This window comes from Lacinutrix himadriensis (assembly GCF_001418105.1).
In the GTDB taxonomy this organism is placed as follows: Bacteria; Bacteroidota; Bacteroidia; order Flavobacteriales; family Flavobacteriaceae; genus Oceanihabitans; species Oceanihabitans himadriense.
The window spans coordinates 741,305-760,105 of record NZ_LIQI01000022.1; the positions used below are offsets into that span (position 1 = coordinate 741,305).

14 protein-coding genes and 2 pseudogenes are annotated in these 18,801 nt (G+C 31.1%); 6 read left to right on the plus strand and 10 right to left on the minus strand.

The window, feature by feature from the left end; translation table 11 throughout:
- Positions 1-86 precede the first annotated feature (86 nt).
- A pseudogene (rnr, locus tag AMD28_RS10915) lies at positions 87-2,284 on the minus strand (ribonuclease R).
- A gap of 801 nt (positions 2,285-3,085) precedes the next feature.
- On the opposite strand from rnr, the gene AMD28_RS10920 reads away from it, so the two are divergent.
- The 6 genes from AMD28_RS10920 (at position 3,086) to AMD28_RS10945 (ending at position 7,874) form a co-directional block, all read left to right on the plus strand.
- Positions 3,086-4,399: a T9SS type A sorting domain-containing protein gene (locus tag AMD28_RS10920; protein WP_083478284.1), complete on the plus strand. Its 1,314-nt coding sequence runs from the start codon at positions 3,086-3,088 to the stop codon at positions 4,397-4,399.
- A 210-nt stretch (positions 4,400-4,609) separates the two neighbouring features.
- Positions 4,610-5,773 (plus strand): hypothetical protein, encoded by a 1,164-nt coding sequence (locus AMD28_RS10925; RefSeq protein ID WP_152975587.1) that lies wholly within the window; start codon positions 4,610-4,612, stop codon positions 5,771-5,773.
- The gene (locus AMD28_RS19170) at positions 5,740-5,922 is read left to right on the plus strand and encodes a T9SS type A sorting domain-containing protein (RefSeq protein ID WP_055444152.1); all 183 of its coding nucleotides are present in this window, start codon (positions 5,740-5,742) and stop codon (positions 5,920-5,922) included. The genes AMD28_RS10925 and AMD28_RS19170 overlap by 34 nt, the downstream gene beginning before the upstream one ends.
- Positions 5,923-6,032: 110 nt before the next feature.
- On the plus strand, positions 6,033-6,467 hold the full coding sequence (rpiB, locus tag AMD28_RS10935) for a ribose 5-phosphate isomerase B (protein WP_055444153.1): 435 nt from the start codon (positions 6,033-6,035) through the stop codon (positions 6,465-6,467).
- Position 6,468: 1 nt separating this feature from the next.
- Entirely contained in the window at positions 6,469-7,386 is a 918-nt protein-coding gene (locus AMD28_RS10940) for a cation diffusion facilitator family transporter (protein ID WP_055444154.1), read from the plus strand.
- Between the two features lie 44 nt (positions 7,387-7,430).
- On the plus strand, positions 7,431-7,874 hold the full coding sequence (locus tag AMD28_RS10945) for a GNAT family N-acetyltransferase (protein ID WP_055444155.1): 444 nt from the start codon (positions 7,431-7,433) through the stop codon (positions 7,872-7,874).
- Between the two features lie 140 nt (positions 7,875-8,014).
- Here the strand turns inward: AMD28_RS10945 and AMD28_RS19090 are convergent.
- The 9 genes and pseudogenes from AMD28_RS19090 to AMD28_RS10985 form a co-directional block, all read right to left on the minus strand.
- Positions 8,015-8,320 (minus strand): annotated as a pseudogene (locus AMD28_RS19090) (OmpA family protein); the annotation flags it as partial.
- Positions 8,314-8,748 carry an OmpA family protein gene (locus AMD28_RS18900; protein ID WP_241492485.1) on the minus strand — a complete coding sequence of 145 codons (435 nt, stop codon included), beginning with the start codon at positions 8,746-8,748 and terminating at the stop codon, positions 8,314-8,316. The gene AMD28_RS18900 and the pseudogene AMD28_RS19090, both read right to left, overlap by 7 nt.
- 60 nt (positions 8,749-8,808) lie before the next feature.
- Entirely contained in the window at positions 8,809-10,443 is a 1,635-nt protein-coding gene (locus AMD28_RS10955) for a S41 family peptidase (RefSeq protein ID WP_055444368.1), read from the minus strand.
- A 236-nt stretch (positions 10,444-10,679) separates the two neighbouring features.
- Entirely contained in the window at positions 10,680-11,060 is a 381-nt protein-coding gene (locus tag AMD28_RS10960) for a ribonuclease P protein component (RefSeq protein WP_055444156.1), read from the minus strand.
- A gap of 140 nt (positions 11,061-11,200) precedes the next feature.
- Entirely contained in the window at positions 11,201-13,006 is a 1,806-nt protein-coding gene (locus AMD28_RS10965; protein ID WP_055444157.1) for a M1 family metallopeptidase, read from the minus strand.
- Between the two features lie 63 nt (positions 13,007-13,069).
- Complete coding sequence (locus AMD28_RS10970; RefSeq protein ID WP_055444158.1) at positions 13,070-14,680, minus strand: S8 family peptidase; 1,611 nt, start codon at positions 14,678-14,680, stop codon at positions 13,070-13,072.
- A gap of 16 nt (positions 14,681-14,696) precedes the next feature.
- Positions 14,697-15,554: an MBL fold metallo-hydrolase gene (locus AMD28_RS10975; RefSeq protein WP_055444369.1), complete on the minus strand. Its 858-nt coding sequence runs from the start codon at positions 15,552-15,554 to the stop codon at positions 14,697-14,699.
- Positions 15,555-15,698: 144 nt separating this feature from the next.
- The gene (locus AMD28_RS10980; RefSeq protein ID WP_055444159.1) at positions 15,699-17,894 is read right to left on the minus strand and encodes a SulP family inorganic anion transporter; all 2,196 of its coding nucleotides are present in this window, start codon (positions 17,892-17,894) and stop codon (positions 15,699-15,701) included.
- Entirely contained in the window at positions 17,891-18,754 is an 864-nt protein-coding gene (locus tag AMD28_RS10985; protein WP_055444160.1) for a universal stress protein, read from the minus strand. Before AMD28_RS10985 ends, AMD28_RS10980 begins: the two co-directional genes overlap by 4 nt.
- Between the last annotated feature and the right edge of the window lie 47 nt (positions 18,755-18,801).

Sequence of the window (18,801 nt, forward strand, 5' to 3'; positions counted from 1 at the left end):
AGGTAAAATGTTACTTGTTAAAAATAAAAAATGCTATTCTCGTAAAAAACAAGAATAGCATTAGTTAAACTATTTTGGTATTCATTTTATGCTTCCGCTTTTCCAATTAATTCGAAATCTAAGTGACGTTTTATTAAATCTGCTTGTTTTACCTTCACAATAATCTCATCACCAAGTTGGTACATGGTTTTTGTATCGCGACCAACTAGTGCAAATTGTTCTTGATCAAATTCATAGTAATCGCCTTTAATATCACGAGTTCTAATCATACCTTCACATTTATTATCAATAATTTCTACATAGATTCCCCAATCGGTAACCCCAGAAATAACTCCTTTAAATGGTTCGTCTAAATGATCTTGCATAAAACGAATTTGCATGTATTTAATAGAATCTCTTTCGGCTTTTGTAGCTAAATATTCCATATTACTAGAATGTTTACAACGTTCTTCATAAACCTCTGCATTAGCAGATTTTTCACCATCTAAATAGCGTTGTAATAAACGATGTGCCATGACATCTGGATACCTACGAATTGGTGATGTAAAGTGACTGTAATAGTCGAACGCTAAACCGTAATGTCCAATATTCTGGTAGTATACTCTGCCTTAGACATGGTACGAATTGCTAAAGTATCTACCAGATTTTGTTCTTTTTTACCTTGTACATCGCTTAATAACTTATTTAAAGAAGATGCTATACCTTCTTTACTATTGAAGTTAAGCTTATGTCCGAATTTAGATACAATGCCTTGTAAGGCCATTAATTTCTCTTCATTTGGCTCATCATGCACACGATACACAAAAGTTTTTTCAGGTTTTTGTTTTCCAACAAACTCCGAAACCTTTCGGTTTGCTAATAACATGAATTCTTCAATTAGTTTATTCGCATCTTTAGAGGTTTTAAAGAATACGCCAATTGGATTTGCATCTTGATCTAATTCGAATTTCACTTCTACTTTATCAAAACTAATTGCTCCAGATCGCATACGTTGTCCGCGCATGATTTTTGCAAGTTCGTCCATTTTTAAAACAGCGTCTGCAATGGCTTGGTCTGTTTTATATTCCTTTCCAGTTAATGAAACTTCCGCTGGAATTACATTTGTTTTGCTTTCAATAATAGCTTGTGCTTCTTCATAAGCAAAACGCGCATCAGAATAGGTAACCGTTCTTCCGAACCATTCGTTTTTAATTTCGGCTTTATTATTTATTTCAAATACTGCAGAAAAGGTATATTTTTCTTCATGTGGTCTAAGAGAACATGCGCCATTACTTAATACTTCTGGCAGCATTGGTACTACTCTATCTACTAAATATACAGAGGTTGCACGTTCATAAGCTTCATCGTCTAAAACGGTTCCTTCTTGTAAATAATGCGAAACATCTGCAATATGAATTCCTATTTCGTAATTCCCATTTTCTAAAACGGTAAACGATAAGGCATCATCAAAATCTTTTGCATCTTTTGGATCAATGGTAAAGGTTAAATCTTTACGCATATCTCGACGTTTGGCAATTTCTTCTGGCTTAATTTGTAAATCTATATTGTTTGCATAGTCTTCTACTTCTTTTGGAAACTCGTAAGGCAAGCCATAATCTGCTAGAATTGCATGGATTTCGGTATTATGCTCACCAGCTTTACCAAGAACTTTAATGACTTTTCCGTTAGGAGAATCTGCTCTATCTGGCCAATCTTCCATAGTGACTAATACTTTGTCACCATCTTCGGCATTCATCGTTTTATTGATTGGTACAAAAATGTCTGTTTTCATTTTGTTACCATCGACTACTACAAAAGCAAAATTCTTTTTAGTATGAATTTGAATAATACCAACATAATCCGTTTTTGCACGTTTTATAATATTAGTAATTTCACCTTCTAGTTTACCACGTTTTCTACGTTTGTACACATAAAGTTCTACTTGATCTCCGTTTAATGCTTTATTAACATTATTAGAAGCTATGTAAATATCGTCTTCAAAATCATCGCAAATAACGTAACCGTTACCACGTTGCGCAGCATCAAAAACACCTGTATGGTATTCTGTATTGACTATGGCTTTAAATTTACCACGGTCTGTTTCTTCGATGTCGCCATCTGCTTTGAGTTTTGCTAATTTTTTTATAATCTGGTTTCTACTACTAGCATCATTAACACCAATTTTTGATGCAATTTGTTTGTAGTTAAAAGCCTGGTTTCTATCTTTTTTTAAAATACTAAGAATGGTATCTGTAAGGTTGGAAATCTTATTATTTGAAGGTTTCCTGTGTTTCTTTTTTGTCATTTAATTTAATTGTAATCTATTGAATTTCTAAGTTATGTGAAATTCTGTTATTATCTAGCGTTTTAAGTGGAGAAATTTCGCTAATTATTTTGACAAAGTTACAATTTTAATATTAAATGCATATTAAGCTACTATTAATTCGTAAAAAAGGAAAGTATATTTTATAAAAGAGAAAAAGGATAAATGTGTTTTAAAAGGAAAAAAAGTAGTTATAAACATATATATACATATTCATCTTTTTCTTTTAAAAATTTAAAAAAATAATAATGGTTATTATAGCTTGTTAATAACGGTATAACTTTTTTAAGTTTTAGTTTGATTGCTTTAGTAATTGACTCTATTAACAAGTTGTTAGTTTATTAAAGGCTTCATTTTAAAAGGATTTAGTTTCGCTATTAACAGTTGTTAATAACTCTAATTGACATCCATTTTTTAATAAGTATTATAATTTTTAGTGTTGGTATGTTCCCTTTTTAGTCTGAAAACTTCTCTGTAAAAAAACGCTAACTTTTTTGGTAGTCTCCTCTGGGTTTTTGATTGGAAAATTAACCGGATATTCCTAATTAAAGTTTTAAAAAACAATAAGAAGATATTAACAAGTTATCCTTATTATTTTGAAAGTTATTAAGACTCTATTTCTAAGCTCTGTTTTATTAACAATTAAAACTTAACTATCAATATATCAGTAGTTTAAAATATTTTTTGTATATTTACTATTCTCTCCCAATTTTTATAATATCTGTTAATAGTTTCAGTTTCAAAAGCTGAAAATAAATTACGTCTAATTTAAACTATTAACTCATGAAAAAAAATTACACACTTTTATTAAGTATTATATGTATGTATCAAATACATGCGCAATATACAGCTATTCCAGACCCTGTTTTTGAACAATTTTTAATAGATCAAACTATAGATAGCGAAGGAACGCTTGACGGACAAGTATTAACAAACGATATAGCAATTGTTAATAGCTTAGATGTTTCTGGAACTAATATTACAAATTTAACTGGAATTCAAGATTTTATAGGATTAACACAGTTAATAGCAAGCAATGTAAGTTTAACAAGTTTGGATGTAAGTAATTTAACAAATTTACAAGAACTTAATCTAGCGTTCAATTATACTTTACAGTCCTTAAACCTTACTGGTTGTACAGGTTTGGTAGATCTAGATATTAAAATAACAGGTCTAAATAGTTTAGATTTAAGTACGTGTTCTTCGTTAGCTACTATAGATATGTATAAAAGTTTTTTACCACATCTAGATGTTCAAGGTTTAACTTACTTAACAAATATAAGAGCTAATGAATCTTATTTGCAAACATTAAATGTTACAGGTTGTACTTCGTTAAGTAGTATTAATATTGATGAAACTTCTATTTCTAATTTAGATTTAAGTAATAATCTATCGATAACTAATTTAAGTTTTTATGATTCTGGTATTCAAAATTTAAACCTATCTAATTGTAGTAATTTAGAGTGGTTATTTGTGAATCAATGTCGTAGCTTAAGTACTTTAGATCTAACGAATTGTACAGGAATGAAGAATATTACTTTTTTAGAGTCACTAAGCTATCAATTTACAAGTTTAGATTTTAATAGTCTTTCTGCTTTAGAAAGTATTGAATTAGGAGGTTCTTCAATTACAAATGTAGACCTTTCTAATTGTCCAAATTTAACTTCTTTATCTATTTATAATTCTTCTGTAAGTAGTCTAGATCTTAGAAATGGAAATAACACTAATCTTAATTTTTATGTGTATGCTTCAAATTTAAGCTGTATTAGCGTAGATGACGAAGTATATTCTACAGCAAACTGGGATATTAACATTAATTCTAATTATATTTTTAGTAATGATTGTTCTACTTTAAATGTTGCTGAAAATCAATTAAGTACCATTAGTGTTTATCCAAATCTGGTTGTTAATAACCTTAATATAGGTTTGCAAAATCATCAAATATTACAAGACCTTACTATAGTAAACCTACAAGGAAAGAAAATAGTAACTACTGCGGAAACTACTATAGATCTATCCAATTTAAGTTCTGGTTATTATTTTGCTTTAATACATACCAATCAAGGAAAAAGCATAAAAAAGATACTAAAAATGTAAATCAACCAACTACATTTAAATTTAAAAAAGTCTTGTTTCATTTTATAACAAGGCTTTTTTTTTTTTTTATTTATCTGTTTTTCAGTATTATAACTATATATATTAATTATTTTTTATACATTTATATTTCTCTCCCTATTTTATTACAATGGTTAATAGTTTCCGCTTAAAGCGGAAAAATAAATGATGTCCAATTTAAACTATTAACTCATGAAAAAAATGTACACACTCTTATTAAGTATTATATGTATGTATCAACTACATGCGCAATACACAGCTATTCCAGACCCCGATTTTGAACAAGTTTTAATTTATAATTCGACGGATTCCGAAGGTACTTTAGATGGACAGGTATTAACAAGTGATCTTGCAATGGTTAATAGCTTGAATATTTCTAATAGTAACATCTCTGATTTAACAGGTATTCAAGATTTTATTGCATTAACTTCTTTAGAAGCAAGAAATGCAAGTATAATAAACCTAGATGTAAGTGGTTTAATAAATTTACGAGAACTAATTCTTGCTTTTACTTATACTTTAGAAACCTTAAATGTAAATGGTTGTACGGGATTAGTAAATCTAGATATAAAAATAACAGGACTTAATATATTAGATTTAAGCACGTGTACTTCGCTGGAAACTATTGATATGTATAAATCTACTTTACGCCATTTAGATGTTCATGGAGTTACCTCTCTAACATACATTAGAGCTGATGAATCTTATTTAAGTACTTTAAATGTTACTGGTTGTACTTCTTTAAGAAGTATTAATATTAACGAAACAGGCATGCGTAGTTTAGATTTAAGTAACAATCCGTCTATTGTAAATTTTGGTTGTTTTGATTGTTCTTTGGAAGATTTAAATTTATCAAACTGTATTAATTTTGAAACTTTAGATTTTTGGAGGGTTCGTGATATAACAAATATTAACTTAACTAATTGTAATAATTTTACAGGTATAACTACTTACGAAAGTTCCTTACACTTACAAAGTTTAGATTTGACGGGTGTTGTAGATTTAGAAACTTTCCATTTAGATGAGGTTACTATTTCAGAATTAGACCTTTCTAATAATCTAAATTTACACGAAGTTACATTAGGTTTTTGTACCATAGGTAGTTTAAATTTAAAAAACGGTAATAATACCAATTTTACTAATTTCGGTGTTCATAACTCCAATTTAAGCTGTATTACTGTAGATGATGAAAATTATTCTAATTCTAATTGGACTAATACTTCTAATTCTTCTATTGTATTTAGTAACGATTGTAATACTTTAAGTACTAACGAAAACCAAATAAGTACTATAGAATTTATCCGAATCCTGTTGTTGATAACTTGTATGTTGGTTTACAAAGCCATCAAATACTAGAAAATATAACTATTGTAAACCTACAAGGAAAGCAGATGTTAACAACTACGGAAACTACTATAGATCTATCCAATTTAAGTTCTGGATATTATTTTGCTTTAATAAATACAGACCAAGGAAAAAGTATAAAAAAGCTACTAAAAAAGTAAACTTAGTAATGATAAAAAATTTAGAAAAGTCTTGTTTTATTTTAGAACAAGGCTTTTTTTATTTAGTACCTTTATGGTGTTAAAAACAATCCACTTTAATACTAAAAAAAATGAAAATTTCTATAGGAAACGATCACGCAGGAACAGATTATAAATTTGCTATACTAAAGCATTTAGAAGCAAAAGGATTTACTGTTAATAACTATGGAACAGATAGTAATGACAGTGTAGATTATCCAGATTTTGTACATCCTGTAGCTAATGATGTAGAAAACAAAAAAGCAGATTTTGGGATTATTATTTGCGGAAGCGGTAATGGTGCAAACATGACAGCAAATAAACATCAAGGTATTCGTTCTGCATTATGTTGGACTAAAGAAATTACTGCACTTGCAAGACAACATAATGATGCAAATATATTAAGTATTCCTGCTCGATACACCGCTTTACAACAAGCTATTGAGATGGTAGATACTTTTTTAGAAACTAAATTTGAAGGTGGACGACACCAAAACAGAGTAGATAAAATTCCTGTGAATTGTTAAAATGGGTAATGCACACGCACATAACCATGCTCAGGATACAAAAGATCTAAAAGGGCAAAAGCTGTTAATTACTATATTTTTAAATATAATAATTACGGTAGCACAAGTTATAGGAGGAATAATTTCTGGAAGTCTATCTTTATTAAGTGATGCATTACACAATTTTAGTGATGTTATCTCTTTAATAGTAAGTTATATAGCTGCCAAATTATCTAAAAGAAAAGCATCTATAAATAGAACTTTTGGTTATAAACGTGCCGAAATTCTTGCTGCTTTTATTAACGCTTCTACTTTAGTTATTGTGGCGGTTTTATTAATTATAGAAGCGGTTAAACGTTTTAATAATCCGCAAGAAATAGAGTCAAACCTAGTAATATGGTTATCTATTATAGCAATTATAGGTAATGGTTTTAGTGTTTTACTACTTAAAAAAGATTCCAAAAACAATATAAATATGCGCTCTGCATATCTGCATTTATTTACAGATATGTTAGCAAGTGTAGCTGTATTAATAGGAGGTTTATTAATGAAATACTACCAAATGTTTTGGGTAGATAGCTTATTAACATTATTGATTGCTTTGTATTTAATTTGGGTTGGTTACGATTTATTAAAAACATCCACCAGAATGTTAATGCTCTTTACACCAGACGATATTAATATTAAAGAAGTAGTACGTGCTGTTAATAAACTACCAAAAGTGAATAAAATACACCATGTACATATCTGGAATTTAAGCGATGATGAGCTTCATTTAGAAGCACATTTAGACCTAACAGAAGATATTACAACCACTGCATTTAATGCTTTGCTTTTAGATATTGAAAACGTGTTACACGATAAATTTAATATAAACCATGTAACCATTCAACCAGAGTTTAATAAAGAAGATCCTAAAGAAGTAATAGTACAAGATTAATCCATTCTTTTTTTTAAGGAATTTCATGATAACCATTTAAAAATATGCTTAATATAGTAACTAAAACCTTTAAAGAATTAACCACACAAGAGCTATACGAAATTCTACAATTACGATCGGAAGTTTTTGTTGTAGAACAAGATTGTGTGTATCAAGACTTGGACGGAAAAGACCAGAAAGCGCTACATGTTATAGGTTTTAAAGATGAAAAAGTAGTAGCATACACACGTATTTTTAAACCAGGATTTTATTTTGAAGAAGCAAGCATTGGTAGAGTAGTAGTTGCTGCAAACCAAAGGCAACATAAATATGGTTATGCTATAATGGAAGCATCTATTAAGGCTGTAAAAGAACAGTATAACGAAAGCATTATTAAGATTTCAGCCCAATGTTATTTAAAGAAATTCTATAATAACTTAGGGTTTAAAGAAATAGGAGCAGAGTACCTAGAAGATGGTATACCACATATTGGAATGTTAAAAATCTAGCGTTTTTTGGCAACATGTGTAATTAAAATCTCAACACGTCTGTCAAATTTAGGATCTCCACCAAGCGGAAATTTTCTTCGCATACCAATAAAACGCATGCGTCTTTTACTCACGCCTTTTTTTATTAAATAGTCATAAATAAACTTTGCTCTAGCTAAAGATAAATTACGCTGGTTTGTCTTTCTATTTACTGCATCTCTAGAGTTTTGTGTACAACAAACATGGCCTTCAATAGAGAAGTAAATATTATCTTCTTTTAATAAAATATTAGCAATGTCTTCTAGTGTGTTTTTAGAGTCTTTAGCTAGTGTAGCATAACCTGTTTTAAAGTATATATTCTCTAATCTAATTTTGTCTCCTTCTTTTACATTACCATCTGATATATCTTGCGTAGTCTTTTGGTTTTTAGGTCTTGGTATGGTGTCTTTAGGTTTATTTACTACAATTTCTTCTTTGGTTTTGGAACTTTTTTAGTAGCAATAATTTCTACTTTTCGGTTTAAACCTCTTATTTTATCTACTTGGTCTTCTTTTATTATTCTTAATAAAACCTCTCCTTTTCCATCTACATTACTAATTAGAGACTCGTCTATTTCATTATTAGAAAAAACAGTTTTAATAGCGTTTGCTCTATTTTGTGATAATGCTAAATTGTAGTGTTCACTTCCTCTATCATCACAAAAACCATAGATGGAAATCTTTTCAATATCAATACCATCTAAACCAGAAATAAATAATAATAACCTGTTTTCTTCGGTAGATAAAACGTGGTAATCATCGGTTTCAAAATAAACTTCATGTGTCAATTTTTCTTGTGCTAAAACACTAAAAGAACTTATTAAAAGGAAGAGATATGGAATTGTTTTTTTTATCATAGTTTAAAGTTTCTGAACGTTTTCAGAAAAAAATAGGCTTAAATATACAGGTTTTTAGTTTTATTTTAAATAACTCGCGTATTTAGAAGGGTTTGCTAAAATTTCAGTAGCTTTTTTAATTTCTATATTATGTGTTTTATAGTACTCATACAAACCTTCTCGGTATGCGTGACGTTTTACAATTTCATCGGTTAACAACCCAAGAATTTGATCTTTATTTTGATCTATTGCTTTACTTTTAGAAGTATTTAAATTTGCTAACAACGTATTGTAATCTTTTTGAATAGCACCATCTAATTCTTCTTTTTCCGCTTCAATTAAAACCTTGGATAATGATTTTTCAGTATTGGTTTCAAAAGTGAAATTATTAGAACTTAAAAAGTTTTTAAAGCCTTTAAAATCCGAATCTGTTAGCTTAAAATTATTTATATCTTCTATGTTATTTTTGTAATAGTAATCTGTAGCGTAATCAAAAATTAAAAAATTACTATTAATTGCTTTGGTAATTGGTGAATTTTTAGTGATTGCTAAATCTTCATCCGGAAAAACGCCACCTCCATCAAAAACCTTTCTTCCATTTTTAGTTTTAAAGGCATGATAATTTTCTTGCTTTACACGTACCGCGTTTCCTTTGTCATCGCGATTCCAATAATCTAATGCTTGTATACAACGTCCAGAAGGCGTATAATATCTAGAAATAGTAACTTTTAATTGTGTACCATAGGTTAGGCTTTTTGGTCTTTGTACCAAACCTTTACCAAAACTTCTAGAACCTACAATTACAGCTCTATCTAAATCTTGTAAAGAACCAGAAACAATCTCACTTGCAGAGGCACTAGAACCGTTAATTAAAACCACTAATGGGATTTCGGTATCTAAAGGATCATTTTTAGTGTAATAAGTTTTATTGTATTTTTTTACTTTCGATTTTGTGGTAACTACCAATTGCCCTTTAGGAACAAAAAGGTTTACAATACTTATCGCTTCACGAAGTAATCCTCCTGGATTGTTTCTTAAATCTAAAATGATGCGTTCTGCTCCTTGTGTTTTTAAATCTTTTAAAGCGAAAGCGGTTTGTGTGGTTGTTTTGGTATTAAACTTACTTAAAACAATATAGCCTGTTTTAGCATCTATCATAGAAAAGTGAGGCACAGCATTGATTTCTATTTCAGAGCGCATAATAGACGCTGTATTTTCTATTCCTTGGCGAACATAGGTAACAGATACCGAAGAATTTGCAGCGCCTTTTAATAAGTTTCCTGCTTCCTCTTTATAGTCACTAATAGATACGTTGTTAATTTTAATTATTTCATCTCCAGCTTTTAAACCAGCTTTGTCTGCAGGATAATCTTTATACGGTTCTATAAGGATTAATTTATCTTTTAAAGTTCTTACGTTAGCACCAATTCCTGTATAATCTCCAGTACGTTTAATGCGTTCTGCTTCTACATCTTGCTCGTTATAAAAACGGGTGTAAGGGTCTAAACTAGTAAGCATGCTTTTTATGGCTGTATCCATTAAATCTCCAGGATTGGTTTCATCCACATAATTCATGTTGATTTCTTTAAACAAGGTGGTGAAAATTTCAATTTGTTTAGCGATTTCAAAAAAGTCATTTTTAAAGGCAGACCCTGTAAAAAGTATCGTTGCTGCAAATATTGGAATTAGTATTCTCTTAGTAAGTCTTGTTTTCATCTGCATTATTTTTGTTTTTCTTAGTAAGCTATTTTTGATAGAAAAAAATAGAGAAAACTAAGATAAGTATAAAAGGCCACATGTCTAATATGCCTAGAAAAAATAAAGATATACCATTAAATCGGGATTTAATAGCGTTGCTTATTTTTGTTCCGAAAAAAATAGTTACACCACATTTAATGGTTTGTTTATAAAATGCAATGGCAAAAGGGTAGTTAAAAATTTTATTTTCGCTGTTATTTATTTTCAGCGATTTTAATTAAAAACTTGTTGAACATCTTTTTTGTTGCCTTTTCTAATTCACTATAGGAAGGTTTTTCTTTGCCAACATACAAAATCATAAACGCAAATTGTGTAGATATGTTGTTAAAAACCATGTATTTATTAAGTCGGTAGGCCTCACGCATCACACGTTTGATTCTAATTCTATCTACGGCCTTTTTAAAATTACGTTTTGGTACCGAAACACCTGTTTTAAGAGGAACAGCTTCCGTATGCGTAGTTTCTAAATATACAAGACGTAACGGATATGCCGAAACCGATTCTCCTTCTGTAAAAAGTTTGGTGATAAGCTTTTCGCTTTTCAGTTTTTCGGATTTGTTATAGGTAAATTTCAAGTATTCTATTTTATGGGTCAAAGGTAATAAAATGAATGCATCTCATTTTCGATTAAAACTAAAAAGAAGAAATACACGCAATAAAAAAAACCACTAGATAATTTATCCAGTGGTTTTTTAAAAAGAATTAAAGGTATGCTTTATTTCTTATTGTTTTCTTTATTAATATCCGCCATCATTTCTTTAGCATCTATTTGTACGCTACTAATAGCTTTAGAACCTTCAAAAGTATAGGTTGGATATGCCCAAGCCCAATCTGCTTTAATAGTAGCAGTTGTTGGTTTTTCACCACGCATCATTTGTAACGGAATGTAAATTTCTTCTGTAGTACCATCTACATAAGTTACCGTAACATCTAAAGGCATTGGCATTAAACCAATTCTTTCTAAGGTTACTTTGTTTCCTTCAATAGTATTTACAGCGTAATCAATTGTGTTTGTTGTTTGCGTCCAATCCATTAAATACCAATCTAATTCTAATCCTGAAACTTTTTCTGCAGAACGAATAATATCTATTGGTCTTGGGTGTTTAAACGCAAAATCATTAAAGTATTTTTTAATAGTTTTCTTTAGATTTTCTTCACCAATAACGTACCCTAATTGTGCCATAAAAACTTCTCCTTTACTATAAGCAGATGCTCCATAGGCTCTATTATAATTGTAACGATCGGCATGTGTGCTTTGCGGTTGTTCTTTACCAGACAATGCTAAACCAATATAGCTTCTATATGCTCCAGAAGAAGGGTTTTCTTTATTGCTATTCATAATAGTATTCATAGCATGATCGCTTATATAGCTTGTAAAACCTTCGTCCATCCACTCGTGTTTAGACTCGTTTGTTGCTAATAAAAACTGAAACCAAGTATGTGCTAATTCGTGCGCTGTAACACCAACAAGACTCCCAAAGCTACGTTTTCCTGTAATAAGCGTACACATAGCATACTCCATTCCGCCATCTCCACCTTGAATAACAGAATATTGCTCATAAGGATACTTCCCTATGTTTTCTGAAAAATACTGCATCATTTCCACTGTTTTTGGCTGTAAGTCTTTCCAAAACTGAAGGTTTTCTGCTGGTAAATCTTTTTTGTAATAGAAATTTAGCATTGGTCCATTAGGAACTTGCATCGTATCATGAATATAATCTGGATCTGCAGCCCAAGTAAAATCATGCACATTAGGCGCTTTAAAACGAAGTGTTTTTTTGTTTCCTTTTACTTCAGGATTTCCTTGTAAGTAACCTGTTCCTCCAACTACATAATTTTTATCGATAGTAAGGTTTACATTAAAATCTCCCCAAACACCGTGAAATTCTCTTCCAATGTAAGGATCTGCATGCCAACCTTCAAAATCATATTCTGCAAGTTTAGGATACCATTGCGTCATAGATAATGCCACTCCTTCTTTATTATTTCTTCCAGAACGACGAATTTGAGCAGGTACTTGCGCATTAAAAACCATATCGAAAGTTACTTTTTCTCCTGGTTGAATCGGTTTTGCTAAATCTACTTCTAAAACAGTACCAACGGTTTCATAGCTTAAAGCGGTTCCGTTTTGTTTTAAGGAAGACACTTTGATGTAACCAATTTCGTCTGGACTTAATTTACTAATTCGGTCTCCTACACGACCATCTGGATCTGTAATGGTACGAGAACGTACATCCATTTCACTTCCTGGTTGAAATGCATTAAAGAATAAATGATAATATACTCTTGTTAATACATCTGGAGAATTATTAGTGTATACTAAATTTTGTTTCCCTTGGTATTGAAAGTTGTTTACATCCATATCAATATCCATTTTATAATCTACATGTTGTTGCCAATAAGTAGATTTTGTAATAGAAGTTGTTGGAGTAGAAGGTGTTTGTGGTGTAGTAGAGACACTCTTTGTGGAACCACAAGAAACAAGGGTGATACCTAAAGCGACAAGAAAAAACTTTTTCATCTGTAAAAAATTATTAAATAAAAAAGGCATCAAATACTTTTGATGCCTTTTTGTTTGTTAGTATTATTTAGATAATTGCTGTGCCATTATTAAGGCATTATAAACATTTACCATTTTCCCCGATTTGGATAAAGTACCAAAATCTCTTACATCATTAGCGTCACCACCAACAACAACTTTTTGATGGATTGGTAAACCAGAATCCATAATAACTTGTTTTACTTGTGCAGCAGTTAATTTTGGATATTGAGACCAAACTAAAGCAGCAACACCAGCAACAGCTGGAGAAGCCATAGACGTTCCGCTAATCGCTTTATATTCGTTATTTGGGAATGTAGAATAGATTTGAGATCCTGGAGCAAAAACATCTACGTTTTTCTGTCCGTAGTTAGAAAAACCAGAAACCATAGAAGTACCATATTTAGATGCTAATGAACCAACACGAATGTAGCTATTACTAATCTCTACATAGTTTACGTTATCATCTGGAAAGTTCGCTTCTGTATCTACATTTTTACTATCGTTTCCTGCAGCGTGTACAAAAACAACATTGTTATCACTAGCATATTTTATAGCTTCTCTAACCCAGTCACTATGTGGAGAAAAACTTTTACCAAAACTACCATTAATAACTTTTGCGCCATTATCTACAGCATATCTAATCGCTTTTGCTACATCTTTATCATACTCATCACCATTAGGTACTGCACGAATACTCATAATTTCTACATTATTAGCAACTCCATTAGCTCCTAAACCATTATCACGAACAGCAGCAATAATTCCGGTAACGTGTGTTCCATGAATTTCATCATCTGCTATTGGTAATACATTTGCATTTCCATAACCAGGCTTATCGTTAAAATCGTCTGGATTATCGCCAGTTGTTCTTCCTTTAAAGTCTACGTTATAGTTTGTGTTTAATCTTCCTGTTAAACCATCTAAAGCTCCTTTTAATTCTTTTTTAGCTTCTTGTATACTAGGTAAACCAAAACCTACCATTTGCGCTGCAACACCTTTGTATTGTGTTAGCTTTTCGTCTGTAGTTTCTAATTTTGAAACTTGTTCGCTAGTGTAATCTGCTGTTTTAAAATGTGCAGTGAAAGCATTATCTGCATCTACTAAAGAAGCATAAATTTGCTCATAACGCGTTTTTGTAGGACCCATTTGTGCAATATTCTCATCTAAACCTGCTTTAGCTTCTGCAAAACGAGGTGCATTTGTGTTTCCGTTTGCTACAATTCTTGTCATTTCTAATTGCTCATCGTAAGCATCTCCAAGAAAATTCCAACCATGGATATCATCTACATAACCGTTTTTGTCATCATCAATTCCGTTTCCAGCAACCTCTTTTTTATTGGTCCATATTACACCATTTAAATCTTCATGGTTGATATCAATACCAGAATCAATAACAGCTACAATAATTTTCTTTCCTTTTTTTCCTTTAATAATTTCAGCGTAAGCTTTATCTACACTCATTCCAGGAATAGTATCTTTTACAAGATCTAAATGTCCCCAATTATGTTTTTCGGTTTCGGTTAAATCTGCTTCTTTTAAAGCAATAGAATCAATGTTTTCTAATGGTGTAGATAAAATTTCGGCTCCACCACCACAACTAGTTAAAACAAGCGCTAAGCTTCCTACTAGTACAAAAGGTTTAATAAGTTTCATAATTAAGTTTTAGTTTTTAAAATATATCATTACAAGTAAAAAGGCCGTCTAGTCTGACTCCTTTTTCCGTGTGTTTTACTGTAATAATTTCGTTGTTTGCATCGTGTTCCAAAAATAGGTAATAATTATTATCTGCCGCTAAATTGAGGAAATTTTCTTTTTCGTCTAAAGTTAATAAAGGTCTTGTGTCATAGCCCATTACAAAAGGAATTGGTAAATGACCAACCGTTGGCAATAAATCTGCCATAAAGCAAATGGTTTTTCCTTTATACTGAATCATAGGAATCATTTGTTTGTCGGTATGCCCATTTGCGAAAAAGATATCAAAACCTAAAGCAGAATTTTTCAGAATTTCTTTTTGAGGAAGTCCGGTAAATTTTAACTGACCACTTTCTTCCATAGGAAGTATGTTTTCTTTTAAAAAGGAAGCTACTTCACGTTTATTAGGCTTGGTTGCCCATTGCCAATGGTCTTTATTGCTCCAATAATGTGCGTTTTTAAAAGCAGGTTCGTAACCCGTTTTGTCTTTATTCCATTGTACACTTCCACCACAATGGTCAAAGTGTAAATGCGTCATAAAAACATCTGTAATATCATCACGATGAAAACCATGTGCTTTTAGGGATTTGTCAATAGAGTCGTCTCCCCAAAGATGGTAGTATCCAAAGAATTTTTCGCTTTGCTTGTTCCCCATTCCTGTATCAATGAGGATTAGGCGATTTCCGTCTTCAATTAATAAGCAGCGCGCTGCAATATCAATCATGTTGTTGGCATCAGCAGGATTGGTTCTGGTCCATAAAGATTTTGGAACAACACCAAACATGGCGCCACCATCCAGCTTAAAATTCCCGGCATTTATAGGATATAGTTTCATGTGTTTATGTTTATTGTTTTGTAATGGTAACATGTAGCATCCATTTAAACATTATTCTAGGATATCCAATTTTAGTTATGGATGTTTCCATAAGTATGCAAATTACTAAATAGGAATCGTAATTTATAAAACGTTAAGAATTTATTAAGAAATAACTTGTTTTAAACGTTTACCAAAATCGTAAAGCGCTTTGATTTCTTTAATACTTGCATGTCTTTCTTTACTGAAAACTAACAATGCTTTCCCGTTAGATTCTACGTGATAATACGGGTTACTTTCAAAAAAATGAGTTACGTTATCATTAAAAAAGTATTTTATTGCTTGTTCATCTTCGCCAAGCAAATAAAAGCGTTTTGAAAAGTCTTCGTGATTTTGAATAGGAATATCTTTAAAACCAGCAAAAGCATATACTTTTTCAAGAAAACCTTCTCTGTCTAAAGTAAACTCTGGAATGTTAGTATCTAATTGTATATAAAGCATCGTCGAACGAACCACTTCTTTTGCTATCAATTCTCCTTCAGAAAATTCGATATCAAACATGGTTAGTTCTTTGTTTTCGGAACAAAGCTGGTTATTAATATGATTGACATGCTTGGTTTTAAAAAACAAAAAACGATCTAAAAAGGAAACGTTTTTTTCTTTTTTAGACACGTAGCGTAGTCCATAATCTTCGGCTAAAACTTCAATACTCGTTTGTCTTTTTGTTAAGCTATTTTTAATAACGTTTGGCACAGGAAGTAAACGTCGTAATGCAAATGGGTGTTTAGAATCGGTATCGTGAAGATCTAAACCTACAACTTCAAAATGACCACCTCTTTTAGAAAAGAGTTCTTGATAGTTATTCAAATTTTCCATAACGGTATGATCTACAAAATCACAAAGTGAAAAATCTACAATAACATCTTGGTTTTCTGGAACAGCGTTTAGTTTTTCTTTTAATCGGTAGTAATTTAAGAAGCTGCAAAAATGCTTGACACTTACGTAGTAATTACCTGCGCTATCTTCCTCTTTATACATTAAAACATTTGGTTTTAATACGTTTCTTGCGAATAGAGAAAAACTTTTATTGATAAAGATATGTATCAAAAAAGTAACTAAAACACCAGAAAGAATTCCCGTTATCAAGCCAACTTTTAGTGTTAAAATAAGCGTTACAAAAAAGATGATTAGTTGCTCTCTACCAATAGAAAATATTTTTTTAATGTTTTCTGGCGAAGCTAATTTATAACCGGTATATACCAAAATAGCCATTAAAGCAGGAAGTGGTATTCTGGTTAATTGGGTACTAAAAAGGAGAATGAATATCACCAAAAAAGTGGCATGAAAAAAGTTGGACGAACGATTTGTTCCTCCGTTATTAACGTTTACCGAACTTCTTGCAATTACAGTAACCACATTTAAACCACCAAGAAAACCAGAACCAATAGTTGCTAATCCTAAGGCTTTTAAGTCTCTATTTACATTAGAACGTCTTTTTTCTGGATCTAATTTATCTACCGCTTTAATACTTAAAAGGGATTCGATACTAGAAATAAGGGTTAATGCTAAAACACTAGACCAAAACGGAAAACTTCCAATTTTACTAAAATTAACGGTTGGTATTTGTGAAATGATTTCTTGAAAATTTGGAATACCAGAAATCATGTATTCTTTGGCTATTGGGTTTGCCTCATGGGCAACCAATTCAAAATAATAACTAAAACCAATAGATAGAATAACAATCCACATTGGCGCAGGAATTAGCTGAAAATACTTATTTCTTATTTTTCCGTAAAAAGCCATAATAATAAAACTTATAACACCTGCTAAAGCTGCAAAAATAAGCCCTGATTTATCATAGTGAATAGCATCATTTATGGTAACCGGTATTTCTAATAAGTAATCGATGGTATCTGCACGTTTAATTTTATGCGCAAGCATAATGTGAAATTGCTTCCCAAGAATAATAAGTCCGATAGCAGCTAGCATCCCTTGAATTGCAGAAGAAGGAAAGAAATCGGCCAATTTACCCAAACGCAAAAATCCTAGAACCAGCAAAAGTACTCCAGAGCATATAATAGCAGCATAAGCACTTTCTAAACCTAAGGTAGTAATAGCGACTAAAAGCACACCAACCAAACCATTTCCAGGACCGGTAATAGTTACATTAGATCCTCCCAATATAGAAACCAGTAAACCACCTACAACAGCAGCAATAATACCAGAAATTGGAGGCGCATCACTAGCCATTGCTAAACCTAAACCTAATGGTAAAGCAATAAGGCTTACTACAAAACCAGAAAAAATATTTTTTGGCAATGTTTTAAAAAAAGACACTATTTTCTTTTCTTTTTTTATCATTGAATGATGAGTACGTCAGTTGGTAATTCGGTTAAAATATGTTCTATATCATGCGGAAATAAACGATCCCAAAAAGTCATTTTACTTGGCGCATTCATAATCAATAAATCGGCTCTAGCAATTTGTGCATAATGACCAATAGAATATCCTTTAGTTCCAAAAATGGGTTGCGATTTTATAACAATGTCTTTGGTATGGTCTTCTGGTATATTTTTAATAATGTTATTTACTCTAGCGGTTTCACGAAGTTTTAAACGCTCTTTTACAATATTCGCTTTTCTTAAAGATTTATCATCATCTACCTTAGTGGTTATTTTGTCTTGCGTAATTTCTTCTACTATAGTAATCTTTTCAGAACCTAAAGCATTTGCAACATAAAAGGCAGAGGCAATTGTTTTTTCTGTTTTAGGATCTTTTAAACCATTTACCACTACGTGACTGCAAGGCAACCTTTCTACAGAAGGTTTGATAAGTAATAAAACAGAACATTTTGCCTGACGTGTTATTTTTCGAGCAATAGATCCTACGTAGTATTTTAAAAAATTCTCTTGTTTTAAAGCGCCTAGAATTAATAGATCTACCTTTTTTTCTAAAGAAACAGAAAGAATAACATCTACTGGATCTCCTGTTTTAAAAACAATATCATATTCTAAAGACTGAGAAATAAAAGGAGCTAATAGGCTTTTAAATTTTTCCGTTTTTTCTGAAGACTCTTCCCCAACATGAATAAGTGTTAACTTACTTTGAAACAGTAAGGCTAAACGAGATGCTTCAAAAACATTCGCTTTTAAATTTGGAGAAAAGGTGACACCAATTCCTATAGTATGAAAAGGTTTTAATAACAAGGCTATTTTATCCATTAAGATTTGAAAGATAGTATTTTTTTAAAACTCTGAAGTCATATTAC

Excerpts from the sequence above, each read along its gene's own strand:
- AMD28_RS10920 (WP_083478284.1), top strand. The coding sequence starts at position 3,086 with ATGAAAAAAAATTACACACTTTTATTAAGTATTATATGTATGTATCAA.
- AMD28_RS10925 (WP_152975587.1), top strand. The coding sequence starts at position 4,610 with ATGAAAAAAATGTACACACTCTTATTAAGTATTATATGTATGTATCAA.
- rpiB (WP_055444153.1), top strand. The coding sequence starts at position 6,033 with ATGAAAATTTCTATAGGAAACGATCACGCAGGAACAGATTATAAATTT.
- AMD28_RS10940 (WP_055444154.1), top strand. The coding sequence starts at position 6,469 with ATGGGTAATGCACACGCACATAACCATGCTCAGGATACAAAAGATCTA.
- AMD28_RS10945 (WP_055444155.1), top strand. The coding sequence starts at position 7,431 with ATGCTTAATATAGTAACTAAAACCTTTAAAGAATTAACCACACAAGAG.
- AMD28_RS18900 (WP_241492485.1), bottom strand. The coding sequence starts at position 8,748 with ATGATAAAAAAAACAATTCCATATCTCTTCCTTTTAATAAGTTCTTTT.
- AMD28_RS10955 (WP_055444368.1), bottom strand. The coding sequence starts at position 10,443 with ATGAAAACAAGACTTACTAAGAGAATACTAATTCCAATATTTGCAGCA.
- AMD28_RS10965 (WP_055444157.1), bottom strand. The coding sequence starts at position 13,006 with ATGAAAAAGTTTTTTCTTGTCGCTTTAGGTATCACCCTTGTTTCTTGT.
- AMD28_RS10970 (WP_055444158.1), bottom strand. The coding sequence starts at position 14,680 with ATGAAACTTATTAAACCTTTTGTACTAGTAGGAAGCTTAGCGCTTGTT.
- AMD28_RS10975 (WP_055444369.1), bottom strand. The coding sequence starts at position 15,554 with ATGAAACTATATCCTATAAATGCCGGGAATTTTAAGCTGGATGGTGGC.
- AMD28_RS10980 (WP_055444159.1), bottom strand. The coding sequence starts at position 17,894 with ATGATAAAAAAAGAAAAGAAAATAGTGTCTTTTTTTAAAACATTGCCA.
- AMD28_RS10985 (WP_055444160.1), bottom strand. The coding sequence starts at position 18,754 with ATGGATAAAATAGCCTTGTTATTAAAACCTTTTCATACTATAGGAATT.